The organism is Pseudomonas piscis (genome assembly GCF_009380155.1).
GTDB classification, from domain to species: domain Bacteria; phylum Pseudomonadota; class Gammaproteobacteria; order Pseudomonadales; family Pseudomonadaceae; genus Aquipseudomonas; species Aquipseudomonas piscis.
On record NZ_WHUV01000001.1, the window covers coordinates 1651843 to 1666450 of the forward strand.

The 14608-nt window shown below is 64.5% G+C and carries 11 protein-coding genes; 6 read left to right on the forward strand and 5 right to left on the reverse strand.

Going from position 1 to position 14608, the window contains the following annotated elements:
• Nucleotides 1-31: 31 nt before the first annotated feature.
• Both rlmKL and GDH07_RS07925 read left to right on the forward strand, forming a co-directional pair.
• Nucleotides 32-2293 carry a bifunctional 23S rRNA (guanine(2069)-N(7))-methyltransferase RlmK/23S rRNA (guanine(2445)-N(2))-methyltransferase RlmL gene (rlmKL, locus tag GDH07_RS07920; RefSeq protein ID WP_022643285.1) on the forward strand — a complete coding sequence of 754 codons (2262 nt, stop codon included), beginning with the start codon at nucleotides 32-34 and terminating at the stop codon, nucleotides 2291-2293.
• A gap of 135 nt (nucleotides 2294-2428) precedes the next feature.
• A complete protein-coding gene (locus tag GDH07_RS07925; RefSeq protein ID WP_085597142.1) occupies nucleotides 2429-4828 on the forward strand; it encodes a sensor domain-containing diguanylate cyclase in 2400 nt (799 codons plus the stop codon).
• A gap of 39 nt (nucleotides 4829-4867) precedes the next feature.
• Here the strand turns inward: GDH07_RS07925 and dacB are convergent, their stop codons facing one another.
• Complete coding sequence (gene dacB / locus GDH07_RS07930) at nucleotides 4868-6328, reverse strand: D-alanyl-D-alanine carboxypeptidase/D-alanyl-D-alanine endopeptidase (protein WP_152897087.1); 1461 nt, start codon at nucleotides 6326-6328, stop codon at nucleotides 4868-4870.
• A 234-nt stretch (nucleotides 6329-6562) separates the two neighbouring features.
• On the opposite strand from dacB, the gene GDH07_RS07935 reads away from it, so the two are divergent.
• Nucleotides 6563-6907, forward strand: coding sequence for a YggL family protein (locus GDH07_RS07935; RefSeq protein ID WP_022643287.1), 345 nt, complete (start codon nucleotides 6563-6565; stop codon nucleotides 6905-6907).
• 148 nt (nucleotides 6908-7055) lie between these two features.
• On the opposite strand, the gene GDH07_RS07940 is transcribed toward GDH07_RS07935, so the two are convergent.
• The gene (locus GDH07_RS07940; RefSeq protein ID WP_053135919.1) at nucleotides 7056-8246 is read right to left on the reverse strand and encodes a benzoate/H(+) symporter BenE family transporter; all 1191 of its coding nucleotides are present in this window, start codon (nucleotides 8244-8246) and stop codon (nucleotides 7056-7058) included.
• A gap of 317 nt (nucleotides 8247-8563) precedes the next feature.
• Between GDH07_RS07940 and GDH07_RS07945 the strand changes: the two genes are divergently transcribed.
• From GDH07_RS07945 to GDH07_RS07955, 3 genes are all read left to right on the forward strand, one after another.
• Entirely contained in the window at nucleotides 8564-9328 is a 765-nt protein-coding gene (locus GDH07_RS07945; RefSeq protein WP_022643289.1) for a GntR family transcriptional regulator, read from the forward strand.
• Between the two features lie 186 nt (nucleotides 9329-9514).
• A complete protein-coding gene (locus GDH07_RS07950; protein ID WP_152897088.1) occupies nucleotides 9515-10489 on the forward strand; it encodes a LysR family transcriptional regulator in 975 nt (324 codons plus the stop codon).
• Nucleotides 10490-10755: 266 nt separating this feature from the next.
• On the forward strand, nucleotides 10756-11589 hold the full coding sequence (locus tag GDH07_RS07955; protein ID WP_022643291.1) for a hypothetical protein: 834 nt from the start codon (nucleotides 10756-10758) through the stop codon (nucleotides 11587-11589).
• Between the two features lie 74 nt (nucleotides 11590-11663).
• On the opposite strand, the gene GDH07_RS07960 is transcribed toward GDH07_RS07955, so the two are convergent.
• The 3 genes from GDH07_RS07960 to xdhC all read right to left on the reverse strand — a co-directional run bounded on the left by GDH07_RS07960 (nucleotide 11664) and on the right by xdhC (nucleotide 14534).
• Nucleotides 11664-12131, reverse strand: a complete 468-nt coding sequence (locus GDH07_RS07960) for an SMI1/KNR4 family protein (RefSeq protein ID WP_178124014.1) — start codon at nucleotides 12129-12131, stop codon at nucleotides 11664-11666.
• Nucleotides 12132-12361: 230 nt separating this feature from the next.
• On the reverse strand, nucleotides 12362-13666 hold the full coding sequence (gene guaD, locus GDH07_RS07965) for a guanine deaminase (protein WP_152897090.1): 1305 nt from the start codon (nucleotides 13664-13666) through the stop codon (nucleotides 12362-12364).
• 25 nt (nucleotides 13667-13691) lie between these two features.
• Entirely contained in the window at nucleotides 13692-14534 is an 843-nt protein-coding gene (gene xdhC, locus GDH07_RS07970) for a xanthine dehydrogenase accessory protein XdhC (protein WP_103325993.1), read from the reverse strand.
• Between the last annotated feature and the right edge of the window lie 74 nt (nucleotides 14535-14608).

The following is a 14608-nucleotide window of genomic DNA, read 5'->3' on the forward strand; positions in this document are numbered from 1 at the left end:
TCACTTATTTGCCTAAGGCCCTGGTATTTCCATGTCGGATCGTTACGAACTCTTCCTCACCTGTCCCAAAGGCCTAGAAGGCCTGCTGATCGAGGAAGCCACCGGGCTTGGCCTTGAACAAGCGCGCGAACACACCTCCGCCGTGCGCGGCATGGGCGACATGGAGACGGCTTATCGCCTGTGCCTGTGGTCGCGCCTGGCCAACCGGGTCTTGCTGGTCCTCAAGCGCTTCCCGATGAAGAACGCCGACGACCTGTACCAGGGCGTGCTGGATGTCGACTGGCAGGACCACATGCTGGCCGACGGTACCCTGGCGGTGGAGTTCAGCGGGCATGGCTCGGGCATCGACAACACCCATTTCGGCGCCTTGAAGGTCAAGGATGCCATCGTCGACAAGCTGCGGACCCCAACCGGCGAGCGTCCCTCGGTGGACAAGCTCAACCCGGACCTGCGCATCCATCTGCGCCTGGATCGTGGCGAAGCCATCCTCTCCCTGGACCTCTCCGGCCACAGCCTGCACCAGCGTGGCTATCGCTTGCAGCAGGGCGCCGCGCCACTCAAGGAAAACCTCGCCGCGGCGGTGCTGATCCGCGCCGGCTGGCCGCGTATCGCGGCTGAAGGCGGGGCTCTGGCCGACCCGATGTGCGGTGTCGGGACCTTCCTGGTGGAGGCCGCGATGATCGCCGCCGACATCGCCCCCAACCTCAAGCGCGAGCGCTGGGGCTTCACCGCCTGGCAGGGACATGTGCCGGCGCTGTGGCGCAAGCTGCACGACGAGGCCCAGGCCCGTGCCCAGGCCGGGTTGGCCCGGCCGCCGCTGTGGATCCGTGGCTACGAAGCCGATCCGCGCCTGATCCAGCCGGGCCGCAACAACGTCGAGCGTGCCGGCTTGAGCGACTGGATCAAGATCTACCAGGGCGAGGTGGCGACCTTCGAGCCGCGCCCGGACCAGAACCAGAAGGGCCTGGTGATCAGCAACCCGCCCTACGGCGAGCGCCTGGGGGACGAAGCAAGCCTGCTGTACCTCTACCAGAATCTTGGCGAGCGCCTGCGCCAGGCCTGCCTGAACTGGGAGGCGGCGGTCTTCACCGGCGCCCCGGAGCTGGGCAAGCGCATGGGCATCCGCAGCCACAAGCAATACTCGTTCTGGAACGGTGCCCTGCCTTGCAAGTTGCTGTTGATCAAGGTGCAGCCGGACCAGTTCGTCACTGGCGAGCGCCGGACCCCCGAGCAACGCCAGCTGGAACGCGAGCAGGCCCAGGCCGCGCCTGAGCCGGTCGAGCGCCAGTACAACAAGAACGGCAACCCGATCAAGCCTGCTCCAGCCCCGGCCCCGGTGGTGGAGCAGGCGCGCTTGAGCGAAGGTGGGCAGATGTTCGCCAACCGCCTGCAGAAGAACCTCAAGCAACTGGGCAAGTGGGCCAAGCGCGAGGGTGTGGAGTGCTACCGGGTCTACGATGCCGACATGCCCGAATACTCCCTGGCCATCGACCTGTACCAGGATTGGGTGCATGTGCAGGAATACGCGGCGCCCAAGTCGGTGGATCCGGAGAAGGCCCAGGCGCGGCTGTTCGATGCCCTGGCGGCGATCCCCCAGGCACTCGACGTCGACAAGAGCCGTGTGCTGATCAAGCGCCGTGAGCGCCAGAGCGGCACCCGCCAGTACGAGCGCCAGGGGGCCCAGGGGCAGTTCACCGAGGTCCGCGAAGGCGGGGTCAAGCTGCTGGTGAACCTCACCGACTACCTGGATACCGGGCTGTTCCTGGACCACCGGCCGATGCGCATGCGCATCCAGAAGGAAGCGGCGGGCAAGCGTTTCCTCAACCTGTTCTGCTACACCGCTACCGCCAGCGTGCATGCGGCCAAGGGCGGGGCGCGCAGCACCACCAGCGTCGACCTGTCGAAAACCTACCTGGACTGGGCGCGGCGCAACTTCTCGCTCAATGGCTTCTCCGACAAGAACCGCCTGGAGCAGGGCGATGTGATGGCCTGGCTGGAAACCTGCCGCGACGAGTTCGACCTGATCTTCATCGACCCGCCGACCTTCTCCAACTCCAAGCGCATGGAAGGGGTGTTCGACGTACAGCGCGACCACGTGCAGTTGCTCGACCTGGCCCTGGCGCGCCTGGCTCCTGGCGGCGTGCTGTATTTCTCCAACAACTTCCGCAAGTTCCAGCTGGATGAGAATCTCGTTGCGCGCTACCAGGTCGAGGAGATCACCGCGAGCACCATCGACCCGGACTTCGCCCGTAACGGCAAGATCCACCGCGCCTGGAAAATCAGCGTCCGCTGAAGACCGGACAAGCCGCCGAGGCCTGAATTTCCAGGCTTCGGAATGGCTTGATACTGGTCAAATTAATGGCTAATGGCTATAACTCACAGCAAGTCCGAATGACACCCAAACTCGCTGGCGTGATGAGTTCTACTTATGCCGTTGCATGTGGTACGCCCGAAAATCCTGGGTTTCATCAGTGAAGAAGTTTCTGCCTGGCTGGTGGCCCTGTTGGTGCTGCTGGCCGGCGGCATCCTGACCGGCCTGCTGGCCTGGTCCACCTACAACCTCAACAAGCAGCAGTTGCGCCAGCGCTTCCAGTTGCTGGCCAGCGAGCGCTACAGCCGCATCGAGGAACGCTTCCAGGACCAGGAGCAACGCCTGGATGGCCTGCGGCGTTTCTTCGTCAATTCCGACCTGGTGAGTCGCCAGGATTTCGATGGTTATGCCAAGCCCTTGTTGCGTCGTACCCAGGCCTATGCCTGGGCGCCGCTGATCAGTCGTGCCCGGCGCCCGGCCTTCGAGCAGGAGGTGCGCGACCAGGGCGTGGCAGGGTTCTCTATCCTGCAACTCAATGGCGCCGGGCAGATGGAGCCGGCCGGCGAGCGCGAGGACTATGCCCCGGTGTTGTACAGCCAGACCCAGAGCCCCATGGGTTCGCCCCTGGGCTACGACCTGCTGGCCCAGCCCCTGCGCCGGGCCACCCTGGAGCGGGCGCGGGAGCTGGATGGCATGGCGGTGTCGGCGCCAGTGCACCTGGTGGCGGTCGACCCGGCCTATGCCCGTGGCGTGGTCCTGGCGGCCCCGGTCCGGCGTGCTGTGCATGGCGGCCAACAGCAGTCGCGGCCTGACGGCTACGTATTGGCGGTGATCAGCCTGCGGCAGTTGGTGGCCGAAGGGTTGTCGGTGCCGGCCAGCGACAATCTCTCGGTGCGCATCCTCGACCTGTCCAGCGAAGGCCGGCACGAGGTGCTCTATGAATCGAACAACCCGCCGATCAACGGGTACCTGAATGCCAGCCGCCTGCTGCGCCTGGCGGACCGCGATTACCAGGTGGAGATCCGGCCGGGAGCGGCCTTCCTGCATGCCAACCATTTTTCCCTGGCCAGCCTGGTGATCCTCGGCGGGCTCTTGAGCCTGTTGCTCAGCGCCTTGCTCTACGTGCTGGTCAGCCAGCGCCAGCGGGCCCTGACCCTGGTGGAGCAGCGCACCGCCGAACTGCGTAGTCGCGAGCACGAACTGCGCGGGACCCACAGCCAGCTGCGCAGCGTGCTCAACGCCGCGACCCAGGTGGCGATCATCGCCACCGACCTGCGCGGGATCATCACCACCTTCAACGCCGGGGCCGAGCAGATGCTCGGCTACAGCAGCAGCGAAGTGGTGGGGCTGTTGACCCTGGAGAGCCTGCATTTGCCCAAGGAGCTGGAGAGCTGGGCCCAGAGCCTCAGCCAGCGCTATGGCAAGCCGATCCCGATGTCCCAGGCGATGCTGGTGGAAGAGGGCATGGCGGGCGGCCACGAAGCCCGGGAGTGGACCCTGGTGCGCCGGGATGGCAGCCACCTGCCGGTGAACATGCTGGCGACCCCGGTACTCGACGACCAGGGTTTGTGGATCGGCCACCTGGCGATCTGCATCGACATCACCGAGCGCAAGCGCGTGCACGAGGCCCTGGCCGCCCGTGACCGCTTGCTCAAGCGGCTCAGCGCCCATGTTCCTGGCGGCATCTACCAGTTCAAGATCGACGCCGACGGGCACATGAGCTTCACCTATGCCAGTGATGGCATGCGGGAGATCTACGAGATCGATCCGCTGCTACTGCAAGAGGATGCCGCGCCGGTGTTCGAACGCATTCATCCCGAGGACCTGGAACGGATAAGCCAGTCGATCCAGGTGTCGGCGCAGCACCTGAGCCCTTGGCGCGAGGAATACCGGGTCTGCCTGCCGGAGCGAGGCCTGCGCTGGATGCGCGGCGCGGCCAGCCCGGAAAGCCTGCCTGGCGGCGGGGTGCTATGGCACGGCTACATCTCGGATATTTCCGATCTCAAGCGGGTCGAGGAAGAGTTGCGCGCGCTGTCGGTCACCGACGCCCTGACCGGCATCCACAACCGGCGCTATTTCCAGGAGCAGCTGCAACATGAGATGCAGCGCCTGGAGCGCAGCGGCGGGGAGATGGCGGTGATCATGCTGGACATCGACCACTTCAAGCGGATCAACGACCGCTACGGCCATGCCGTGGGCGACCAGGTGCTGCGCGGCGTGTGCCAGCGCATCAGCCGGCGCTTGCGCCGCACCGATGTGTTCTGCCGCCTGGGGGGCGAGGAATTCATGCTCCTGTGCCCGGACACCAATGGCCAGCAGGCGCAGGTTTTGGCCCAGGAGCTGTGGCAGGGTTTGCGCAGTGCGCCGATCGAGCCGGTGGGCAGGGTCACCGCCAGCTTCGGCATTGCCAGCTGGCGGGTGGGCGAGGGAGCGGATGGCTTGTTGCTGCGGGCCGACTCCGGCGTCTATGCCGCCAAGCAGGCCGGGCGCGACCGGGTACAGCCGGAGCAGGCGTGAACGGCAGCGGCGGCGGATGCGCCGCCGCTGCAACTGGGCCTAGCGCGTTGCTGCGCTACCGGCCAGTTTGGGCTGGCGATAGAGGTCCAGCAGGACCTGGTCCAGCACCGAGGAAGCGCCGAAGGGTTGCGGATCGTTGAGGATCGCCACCACGGCCCAGGTGTTGCCATTGTCATCGCGGCTGTAGCCGGCGATGGCCCGAACGGTGTTCAAGGTGCCGGTCTTGATGTGCGCCTCGCCGCTCATGGCCGTGCGTTTCAGGCGCTTGCGCATGGTCCCGTCCATCCCGGCGATAGGCATCGAGCTGATGAACTCGGCAGCGTAGGGGCTTTTCCAGGCCGCTTGCAGCAGGCTGGCCATCTCCCGGGCGCTGACCCGCTCGGCCCGGGACAGGCCGGAACCGTTCTCCATCACCAGGTGCGGCGAGGTGATGCCTTTTCTCGCCAGCCACTGGCGCACCACTCGCTGCGCGGCCTTGGCGTCGTCGCCGTCGGCTTCGTTGCGGTACTTGGCCCCCAGGCTCAGGAACAGCTGCTGGGCCATGGTGTTGTTACTGTACTTGTTGATGTCGCGGATGATCTCCGCCAGGTCCGGGGAGAAGGCCCGGGCCAGGACCTTGGCGTCCTTGGGCACCACGGCCAGGCGATCCTTGCCCTGGATGCTGCCGCCCAGTTCGCTCCAGATCGCCCGTACCGCACCGGCGGTGTAGGTGGCATGGTCCAGCAGCGACAGGTAGGTCTGCGAGCTGCAGCCATCGCCCAACTGGCCGCCGACGGTAACGATCACGCTGCCATCGGCCTGGGTCACCGGGTTGTAGCGCACATCGCCCGTGCATTGCTTGCCGCTGAGGGCCTTGACCTGGTTGTCGATGCGGATCTTGGCGATCGGCGGTTCCACCGATACCAGCACCCGGCCGGAGTCGTTGCGGGCGACGAAGCGCAGGGCCTTGAGGTTGACCATCAGGGCATCGGGCTTGACCAGGAATGGCTTGTTCTCGTCCTTGCCGTCGTCATCGAATTCCGGCAGTTGCGGCTGGACGAAATAGTTGCGATCCAGCACCAGGTCGCCGGTGATCTGCTGCACGCCGTTGGCCCGCAGGTCGCGCATCAGCAGCCAGAGCTTCTCCATGTTCAGCTTGGGGTCGCCGCCGCCCTTGAGGTACAGGTTGCCGTTGAGGATGCCGCCGCTGAGGGTGCCGTCGGTGTAGAACTCGGTCTTCCACTGGTGGGTCGGGCCGAGCATTTCCAGGGCCGCGTAGGTGGTCACCAGCTTCATGGTGGAGGCCGGGTTGACCGATACGTCGGCGTTGAAGATGGTCGGGGTGCCAGGGCCATCGAGAGGCAGCATCACCAGGGACAGGGCGTTGTCCGGGACCTTGGCGGCCTTGAGGGCTTGCTGGACCTTGGGAGTCAGGGTGGTGTTGATCGGGGCGGCGTAAGCCTGGAAAGCCAGGGGTAAGACGACACTGGCGAGCAGTAGTGGACGCAACGATTTGATCATATGGAATGGAACCCTGCAGTCGAGGGGAAAAAAGGCGAGGGGTACAAATGAAAATCCCTCAGTGGTCATGAAAGTGTCGGCATTATGCCCCAAGGTATAGCGGCTTGTGCCGTGCCACGGCCTGCGGTGGCGGTATTTTTTTTGCCAATGACCGACCGGCGTTCTCATAGAGTCAGGCAATCGCCTGGCTAAACTGGTAAAGTGCCGCCCGTTATTACTTATGAGGATTGTTCCATGGCCACTAACCGTTCCCGCCGTCTGCGCAAAAAGCTCTGCGTAGATGAATTCCAGGAGCTGGGTTTTGAGCTGAACCTGGATTTCAAAGAAGATCTGTCCGACGAAGCCATCGACGCTTTCCTCGACGCATTCCTCAAAGAAGCGATGGAAGCCAACGGCCTGGGCTATGTGGGCGGTGACGACTTCGGTCTGGTTTGCCTGAGCAAGCGCGGTTCCGTCAGCGAAGAGCAACGTGCCACCGTTGAAGCCTGGCTCAAGGCACGCACCGAGCTGACCAACGTTGAAGTCAGCCCGCTGCTGGACGTGTGGTACCCGGACAACGCGATCAACCCGACCGCGTGATGTCATGCACGGACGACCCGGCCGGGTCGTCCGTGCGTTGTTGCCCGAGGGCAACCTTTCCTTTTTCCCTATCGATCGTTGCTCCGGCCTCGGGCTTGTCCCGGGTTTTGTCGTGGGCGTCATTTGGCGCCCACGCCGGTTCCGGGTCTCAGGCGTTGCGCCAGTTGAGGATCAACAGGGTCAGCACCCCGGCGACGATGCCCCAGAATGCCGAGCCCACCGAGAACAGCGTCAGCCCGGATGCGGTCACCATGAAGGTGATCAGCGCCGCTTCGCGCTCCTTGCTTTCGCTCATGGCGATGGTCAGGCCGTTGATGATGGAGCCGAACAGCGCCAGGGCGGCGATGGACAACACCAGCTCCTTGGGCAGAGCGGCGAACAGCGCGGCCAGGGTGGCGCCGAAGGTCCCGGCGATGCCGTAGAAGATCCCGCACCAGACCGCTGCGGTGTAGCGCTTGGCGTGGTCTTCATGGGCATGGGGGCCGGTGCAGATCGCTGCGCTGATGGCCGCAAGGTTGATGCCGTGGGAGCCGAAGGGCGCCATCAGCAACGAACCCAGGCCGGTGGCGGTGATCAGCGGCGAGGCTGGCACGTTGTAGCCATCGGCCCGCAGCACGGCGACCCCGGGCATGTTCTGCGAGGTCATGGCCACCACGAACAGTGGGATGCCGATGCTGATGGTGGCCGCCAGGGAGAAGTGCGGAGTGGTCCAGACCGGGGTCGCCACTTCCAGCTTGAAGCCGCTGAAATCCAGCAGCCCCATCATTCCAGAGAGCGCCGTGCCGATCAGCAGGGCCGCCAGCACCGCATAGCGCGGTGACAGGCGCTTGACCACCAGGTAGGTGAAGAACATGCCCAGCACCAGGGCGGTGCGATGCTGGGCGGCAACGAAGATCTCGCTGCCGATCTTGAACAGGATCCCGGCCAGCAGGGCCGCCGCCAGGGACGCCGGGATCTTTTTCACCAGGCGTTCGAAGCTGCCGGTGAGGCCGCAGATGATGACCAGCACCGCGCAGGTGATGTAGGCGCCGATGGCTTCGCCGTAGGTCACGCCCCCCAGGCTGGTGATCAGCAGGGCGGCGCCCGGGGTCGACCAGGCGATGGTGATGGGGGTGCGGTAGCGCAGGGACAGGCCGATGCTGCATACCGCCATGCCGATGGAAAGGGCCCAGATCCACGAGGAGATCTGGCCGTTGCTCAGGCCGGCGGCTTGTCCGGCCTGGAACATCAGCACCAGGGAGCTGGTGTAGCCGGTCATCATGGCGATGAAGCCGGCGACTATGGCTGAAGGCGAAGTGTCGGCCAGGGGGCGCAGTTGCGCGGGGTTGGCATCGGACATCATGGGGTTCCTTGTTCTTGAAAGACGCGATGGACCGCTCTTGTTCCTGGTGCGAGCCGCGAAGGAGGGCACTGCAATGCTGAAAGGTCCAGGGGCCAAGCCTAAACGTAAACGGCGCTTGCCGTTGCCATACAGCCGCGCCTGCAAACAGCCGTACAGTCAGGGGGCGCCAGCAGGGGGGCAAGTATACTTTTTACTGTTGCGTTCCAAGGGTTGTGTACAATGTGCACCTGTTTTAACGCGATACTTGCCAGCGCCCCACCGTGGCGTATTAAAGTCACGCTGACACCGCTGCAGTCCTCCCGACCCGAGTGCCCATGAACGAACAGTTGCAACCCCTGAAGAAACAACCGCGAGCAGGCAAGGCCGGACGCAGCGGAACCCAGGACGATATCGTCTACGCGCATATCTTCGAGGCCATTCTCGAACAGCGCCTGGCGCCCGGTACCAAATTGAGCGAAGAGGCGCTGGGGGAGATTTTCGGGGTCAGCCGTACCATCATCCGTCGCGCGCTCTCGCGCCTGGCCCATGAAGGCGTGGTGCTGCTGCGTCCCAACCGTGGGGCAGTGGTGGCCAGCCCGAGCGTCGAGGAAGCGCGCCAGGTGTTCCTCGCCCGGCGCCTGGTGGAGCGGGCCATCACCGAGCTGGCAGTGCAGCACGCCACCACCGAGCAGTTGCTGGAGCTGCGGCAGATGGTCAACGAGGAGCGCGACAGCTTCTCCCGTGGCGATCGCGGTGCCGGCATCCGTCTTTCCGGGGAATTCCACCTGAAGCTGGCGGAGGCGGCGAAAAATGCCCCGCTGATCAGCTTCCAGCGCAGCCTGGTATCCCAGACCTCGCTGATCATCGCCCAGTATGAAAGTGGCAACCGCTCCCATTGCTCCTACGACGAGCACACCCAGCTGATCGATGCCATCGAGGCGCGGGATGCCGAGCTGGCGGTGAACCTGATGATGCACCACATGGACCACATCGACAGCAAGCTCAATCTCGACGAGGAAAGTGCCTCGGACGACCTGCATGCGGTGTTCTCGCACCTGCTGCAGACGAAAAAACCGGGCCGCTCCAGCGCCAAGCTGTAGGACCTCGTCCCGCACGACCGATCCCCCGTTCCATGTTCCATGGGGCGGGGGATTTTTGTTTGGCGCCCCGGGCGCTGGGCAACTGCTGGATTGTTGTGGTTTTCTTGTTTAATTGTATACAGTTCTGTCGTCAACGCTCTCGGCCAGCCCGCGGCGGCCTTTCATCGTGCCCAAGGAGTCCAAGGCATGAGCGGCAGAACCCTGCGTATTCATTCTTGCGCGATCCATTATTTCGACATGGTCCGCCGTTGCCGCTCGATCCGCGAGGCTGCCCGGCGCTTGAATGTCGCCTCCTCGGCGGTGAACCGGCAGATCCTCAAGATCGAGGATGAAATCGGTACCTCGCTATTCGAGCGCCTGCCCGGCGGCCTGCGCCTGACCCTGGCCGGCGAGGCGTTCAGTCGGCATGTCAGCCTGGTACTGCAGGACCTGGAGCGAGTGCGCCTGGAGTTCGATGCGCTGCGCGGGCTCCAGAGCGGGCACGTGGAGATCGCCACGGTGGAGGGCGCCACTGTCGACCTGTTGCCGGCGGTACTCAAGCGCATGCGCGACCTCTATCCCCAGGTGACCATCGGTGTGACGGTCCAGGGCTCGCAGGTGATTCCCCAGGCGCTGACCAGCAATCGAGCGGACCTGGGGCTGGCGTTCGCCTTGCCCAGGGCGGCCGAGATCCGTCAATTGAGCGTCGGGCATTTTCGCCTGGGAGCGCTGGTCAGCCCCGGGCATCCCCTGGCCGATCGGGGAAGCGTGAATTTCGCCACCTGTGCCGAGCATGGCCTGATCCTGGCCAAGAGCGAGTTGTCGATCCATCACCTGCTGATGCCCCTGCACAAGCGCCTCGGCCTGCTGGACAAACCACCTTTGCAGAGCAACTCCATGGAGCTGGCGCGGCAGATGGTCCGCCACGGCCTGGGCGTGGCCTTCCAGACCCGGATCGGAGTCGAGGCGGACCTGGCCCTGGGCGCGCTGGTGCACATTCCCCTGAGCGACCAGGGCGGTATCTACAGCGACCTGGGGCTCTATGCCCGAAGCGGTCGCGAGCTGCCTGGCGCGGTGGAAGCACTGGCGCACCTGCTGGATGAAGAGATCGGTATTCGCCAGCGCGCCGAATGCACTGGCCGCCAGCCAGTGCTTAATGTCGATCAGCTAAGGAAATTGTAGGAGCGAGGCTTGCCCGCGATGGACTGCAGAGCGCCGCGTTTATCCAGTCAGCAAGCGCTAACGTTGACAACCATCGCGAGCAATCGAGCGTCGACCGGCTGCTCCTGCAGGGGATCACCTCGCTTAACTGACCTGCATCAGGCCAGCGCTGCCGTTTTGGCAGCACGCCGGGCGATATTCTGTGCTTTGGCCCCTGCGGCGCTTGTGTCGATACTGCGCCGGTCGGCAGCCAGCGAAGCTGCCATCAGCCACAGGACATAATAAAAATGAAAAAGGCACTACAAGGCGCGACCCTGCTGATGACCTTGATCGGAGCGGGGCAAGCGACCGCCCTGGAATGGATGAGCAACAGCGTGGGCTTTCGCTATGGCAAGGAATTCACCAATCCCAACAACCCGCACTACATCAGCAAGCGTGTCTATAGCTTCACCCACGCCAGCGGCTATCAGTACGGCAGCAACTACCTGCACCTGGATGTGCTGCTCTCCGACAACGATGACCCGCGCAAGGGCACCAACAAGGGCAGCAGCGAAGTCTACGGCGTCTATCGTCACCAGCTCTTCGCCTCGCGGGTGCTGGATACGCCCCTGGGCACAGGCCTGGTCAAGGACTACGCGCTGACCCTGGGTTTCGACGCCAGCCGCAACAACAACCTGGGTTCGGCGAAGAAACGCGCCCTGGTGTTCGGCCCGACCCTGAAGTTCAACACCGTCGGCGTGCTCGACCTGAGCCTGCTGTACTACAAGGAAAACAACCATTCCGGCATCCCCGGGGCCAAGGACCCGGACCATACCTTCGACGATACCTACCTGCTCAACCTGGCCTGGATGCGGCCATTCGAGGTAGGCAGCCATGCGGCCAAGTTCCAGGGTTTCGTCAACTACATCGGGGAGAAGGGCCATGACTACAACGACCGTGACACGGCCCCGGAAACCCTGATGCGCACCTCGTTGATGTTCGCCGTGCTGCCGGGCAAGAACGTCAAGCCCAACCTCTACCTCGGGGTCGGCTACGAGTACTGGCACAACAAGTTCGGCGTGGATGGCGGCCGTGGTACCCGTACCTCGGCGCCAACCCTGAACCTGGAAGTGACCTTCTAGTCCGAGCACCCGTACCGGAGCCGGGCCCTCCCCAGGGCCCGGCCGCCATCGCCGACCAAGATCTCAACGCCGTTTCACTCGTCCTCATCCGGATCGGGCTTGAGGCCGGCCAGCAACGCCTCGAAGCTGGGGGCAAGAATCTCCGGTTCGCTACCGTCGTCGTGTCGCCACAGGCGCACCTCGGGGCCTTGGCTCGGGTCGATGATGAGCTGGTCGCCGCTGCCGTCCCCGGCGATGGCGATCACCTTCCTGCCCAGTTCCTCGCAAGGCCACTCGGAGGCCACGGCGATGCTGTAGCTGTCGTCCGGATCGCTTTCCAGGGCCAGGTAGTGGAAGGCCTCGATGGCGAAGGCGGCCTCGTCGTTCTCGAAGAAGTTCAGCGTGGGCGCGCCGCCATTGATCGTGCGCAGGAACTGCAGGTAGTCCGCGGGCAGGGCGACGCCCTGCCTGGCCTGGAATTCGGCGATTTCATCCAGGCTCGGGATGGGCCGTTCGATAACGCAGTTCTGGTAGTAGATGCCGAGTTCAGCTAGCTCTCTCATGTGCTTTCTTCCGGTTCGGGGGCGGCCTGCGGCGACGCCCCTTGTTGCTCCATGGGGCCCGGGGCAGAGCAGCAGGGCCCGGGCGAAGCGGCAGATGATACGCAGTGCGAGCCCATCCGCGTGAGCTCTTTGCCGATGGTCGGCGCGAGCGTGCGCAGCAGGTTGCGACTCCATGAAAAATCCCCCGGTCGAGCGGTATCGAGCGGGGGATCCTTGGCGCCGGGGACCGATCAGCGCTGGTGCACTTGCTGGCCGGCGGCGTAGGTCTGCAGCACGGTGCGGTCGTCGCCCAGGGTCATCAGCACGAACAGGGTCTCGGCGATGCTCTTGGCCTGTTGCAGGCGGTATTCCAGCAGCGGCGTGGCCTTGTAGTCCAGGACCAGGAAGTCGGCGTCGGTGCCGGGGTGCAGGGTGCCGATCCGTTCTTCCAGACGCAGGGCCCGGGCGCCGCCGAGGGTGGCCAGGTACAGGGATTTGAACGGGCTCAGGCGCGCGCCCTGCAACTGCATCACCTTGTAGGCCTCATTGAGGGTGTTGAGCAGCGAGAAGCTGGTGCCGGCGCCGATATCGGTGCCCAGGCCGACATTGAGCTTGTGCTTCTCGGCCATCGGCAGGTTGAACAGGCCGCTGCCGAGGAAGAAGTTCGAGGTCGGGCAGAAGGCCACCGCCGAACCGGTCTGCGCCAGGCGCGCGCATTCGTTGTCGCACAGGTGCACGCCATGGGCGAACACCGAGCGTTCGCCCAGCAACTGGTAATGGTCGTAGACGTCCAGGTAGCCCTTGCGCTCGGGGAACAGCTCCTTGACCCACTCGATTTCCTGCAGGTTCTCGCTGATGTGGGTCTGCATGTAGAGATCGGGATACTCCTTGAGCAACTGGCCGGCCAGGGTCAACTGCTGCGGGGTGCTGGTGGGGGCGAAGCGCGGGGTCACTGCGTAGTGCAGGCGGCCTTTGCCATGCCAGCGCTCGATCAATGCCTTGCTGTCCTGGTAGCCGGACTCGGCGGTGTCGACCAGGTAGTCCGGGGCGTTGCGGTCCATCATCACCTTGCCGGCGATCATCCGCAGATCGAGCTTCTGCGCGGCGCTGAAGAAAGCATCCACCGACTGCGGGTGCACGCTGCCGAACACCAGGGCGGTGGTGGTGCCGTTGCGCAGCAGCTCCTTGATGAACACGTCGGCCACTTCGTCGGCGTGGGCCCGGTCGGCGAACTGGCTTTCGCAGGGGAAGGTGTAGGTATTGAGCCAGTCCAGCAGTTGTTCGCCATAGGCGCCGACCATGCCGGTCTGCGGCAGGTGGATATGGGTGTCGATGAAGCCCGGGGTGATCAGCGCGTCCGGGTAATGGTTCACCGGTACCTCGGCGGGCAGGCTCGCGAGCAGTTCGCTGGCATGGCCAAGGGCGCTGATCCGGCCGTTTTCCACCACCAGCAGGCCGTCCTCGAAGTACTCGTAGGAGGCTTCGATTCCGACCTCCGCCGGGTCGGCGATGCTGTGCAGGATGGCGGCACGGTAGGCTTTGCGAGTCTGGGACATGGTCATTCTCAAGTGTGTGGCTGTTTCAGTTCGAGGCCTGACTGCGGCGCGAGACCGGCAGCAGCTGGGCAATGGGTTCGGCGGTGACGCTGGGCTGGCCGAAATGGGCGTTGTAGGTGGCGATGATTTCACCGGCGATGGAGATGGCGATTTCCACGGGCAGCTTGCCCTTGACCTCGCCCAGCCCCATGGGGCAACGCATGCGTTGCACGGTGGCGGCGTCGAAGCCGCGATCGCGCAGGCGATGTTCGAACTTCACCCGCTTGGTCCTGGAGCCGATCAGGCCGAAATAGGTGAAATCGTTGCGCTTGAGCAGGGCGGCGGTCAACTCCAGGTCCAGCTGGTGATTATGGGTCATGACGATGCAATAGCTGCCTGGGGGCAGGTCATCGATCTCGTCCACCGGCTCCTCGCTGACGATCTTGCGCACCCCCTGGGGAATCTGTTCGGGGAATTCCTGCTCCCGCGAGTCGATCCAGCGCACCCGGCAGGGCAGCGCGGCGAGCAAGGGTACCAGGGCGCGGCCGACATGGCCGGCACCGAACACGGCAATTTGCGCCTGCACCTGGCCCATGGGCTCGAACAGCAGTACCGTGGCCCCGCCGCAGCACTGGCCGAGGCTGGCGCCGAGGCTGAAGCGCTCCAGGTGGGTGGTTTGCCGGCCGCTGGCGAGCATCTGCCGGGCGATCTGCATGGCCTTGTATTCCAGGTGGCCGCCGCCGATGGTGTCGAAGGCCCGGCTGGCGCTGACCACCATCTTCGAACCGGCGTTGCGCGGGGTCGAGCCCAGCTCTTCGATGATGGTCACCAGCACGCAGGGTTCTCCCTGGTTCTGCAGGTCGGCGAGGGCGCTGATCCAGTCGTACATGTTCACCTCGACATCGCTGTTGTGTGTTCGGGCCTCATCGCGGGCAAGCCTGGCTCTTCCAGGGAAATGCCATC

Bases quoted from the DNA above. Each gene is read 5' to 3' on its own strand.
- rlmKL (WP_022643285.1), top strand. From the start codon at position 32: ATGTCGGATCGTTACGAACTCTTCCTCACCTGTCCCAAAGGCCTAGAA.
- GDH07_RS07925 (WP_085597142.1), top strand. From the start codon at position 2,429: ATGCCGTTGCATGTGGTACGCCCGAAAATCCTGGGTTTCATCAGTGAA.
- dacB (WP_152897087.1), bottom strand. From the start codon at position 6,328: ATGATCAAATCGTTGCGTCCACTACTGCTCGCCAGTGTCGTCTTACCC.
- GDH07_RS07935 (WP_022643287.1), top strand. From the start codon at position 6,563: ATGGCCACTAACCGTTCCCGCCGTCTGCGCAAAAAGCTCTGCGTAGAT.
- GDH07_RS07940 (WP_053135919.1), bottom strand. From the start codon at position 8,246: ATGTCCGATGCCAACCCCGCGCAACTGCGCCCCCTGGCCGACACTTCG.
- GDH07_RS07945 (WP_022643289.1), top strand. From the start codon at position 8,564: ATGAACGAACAGTTGCAACCCCTGAAGAAACAACCGCGAGCAGGCAAG.
- GDH07_RS07950 (WP_152897088.1), top strand. From the start codon at position 9,515: ATGAGCGGCAGAACCCTGCGTATTCATTCTTGCGCGATCCATTATTTC.
- GDH07_RS07955 (WP_022643291.1), top strand. From the start codon at position 10,756: ATGAAAAAGGCACTACAAGGCGCGACCCTGCTGATGACCTTGATCGGA.
- GDH07_RS07960 (WP_178124014.1), bottom strand. From the start codon at position 12,131: ATGAGAGAGCTAGCTGAACTCGGCATCTACTACCAGAACTGCGTTATC.
- guaD (WP_152897090.1), bottom strand. From the start codon at position 13,666: ATGTCCCAGACTCGCAAAGCCTACCGTGCCGCCATCCTGCACAGCATC.
- xdhC (WP_103325993.1), bottom strand. From the start codon at position 14,534: ATGTACGACTGGATCAGCGCCCTCGCCGACCTGCAGAACCAGGGAGAA.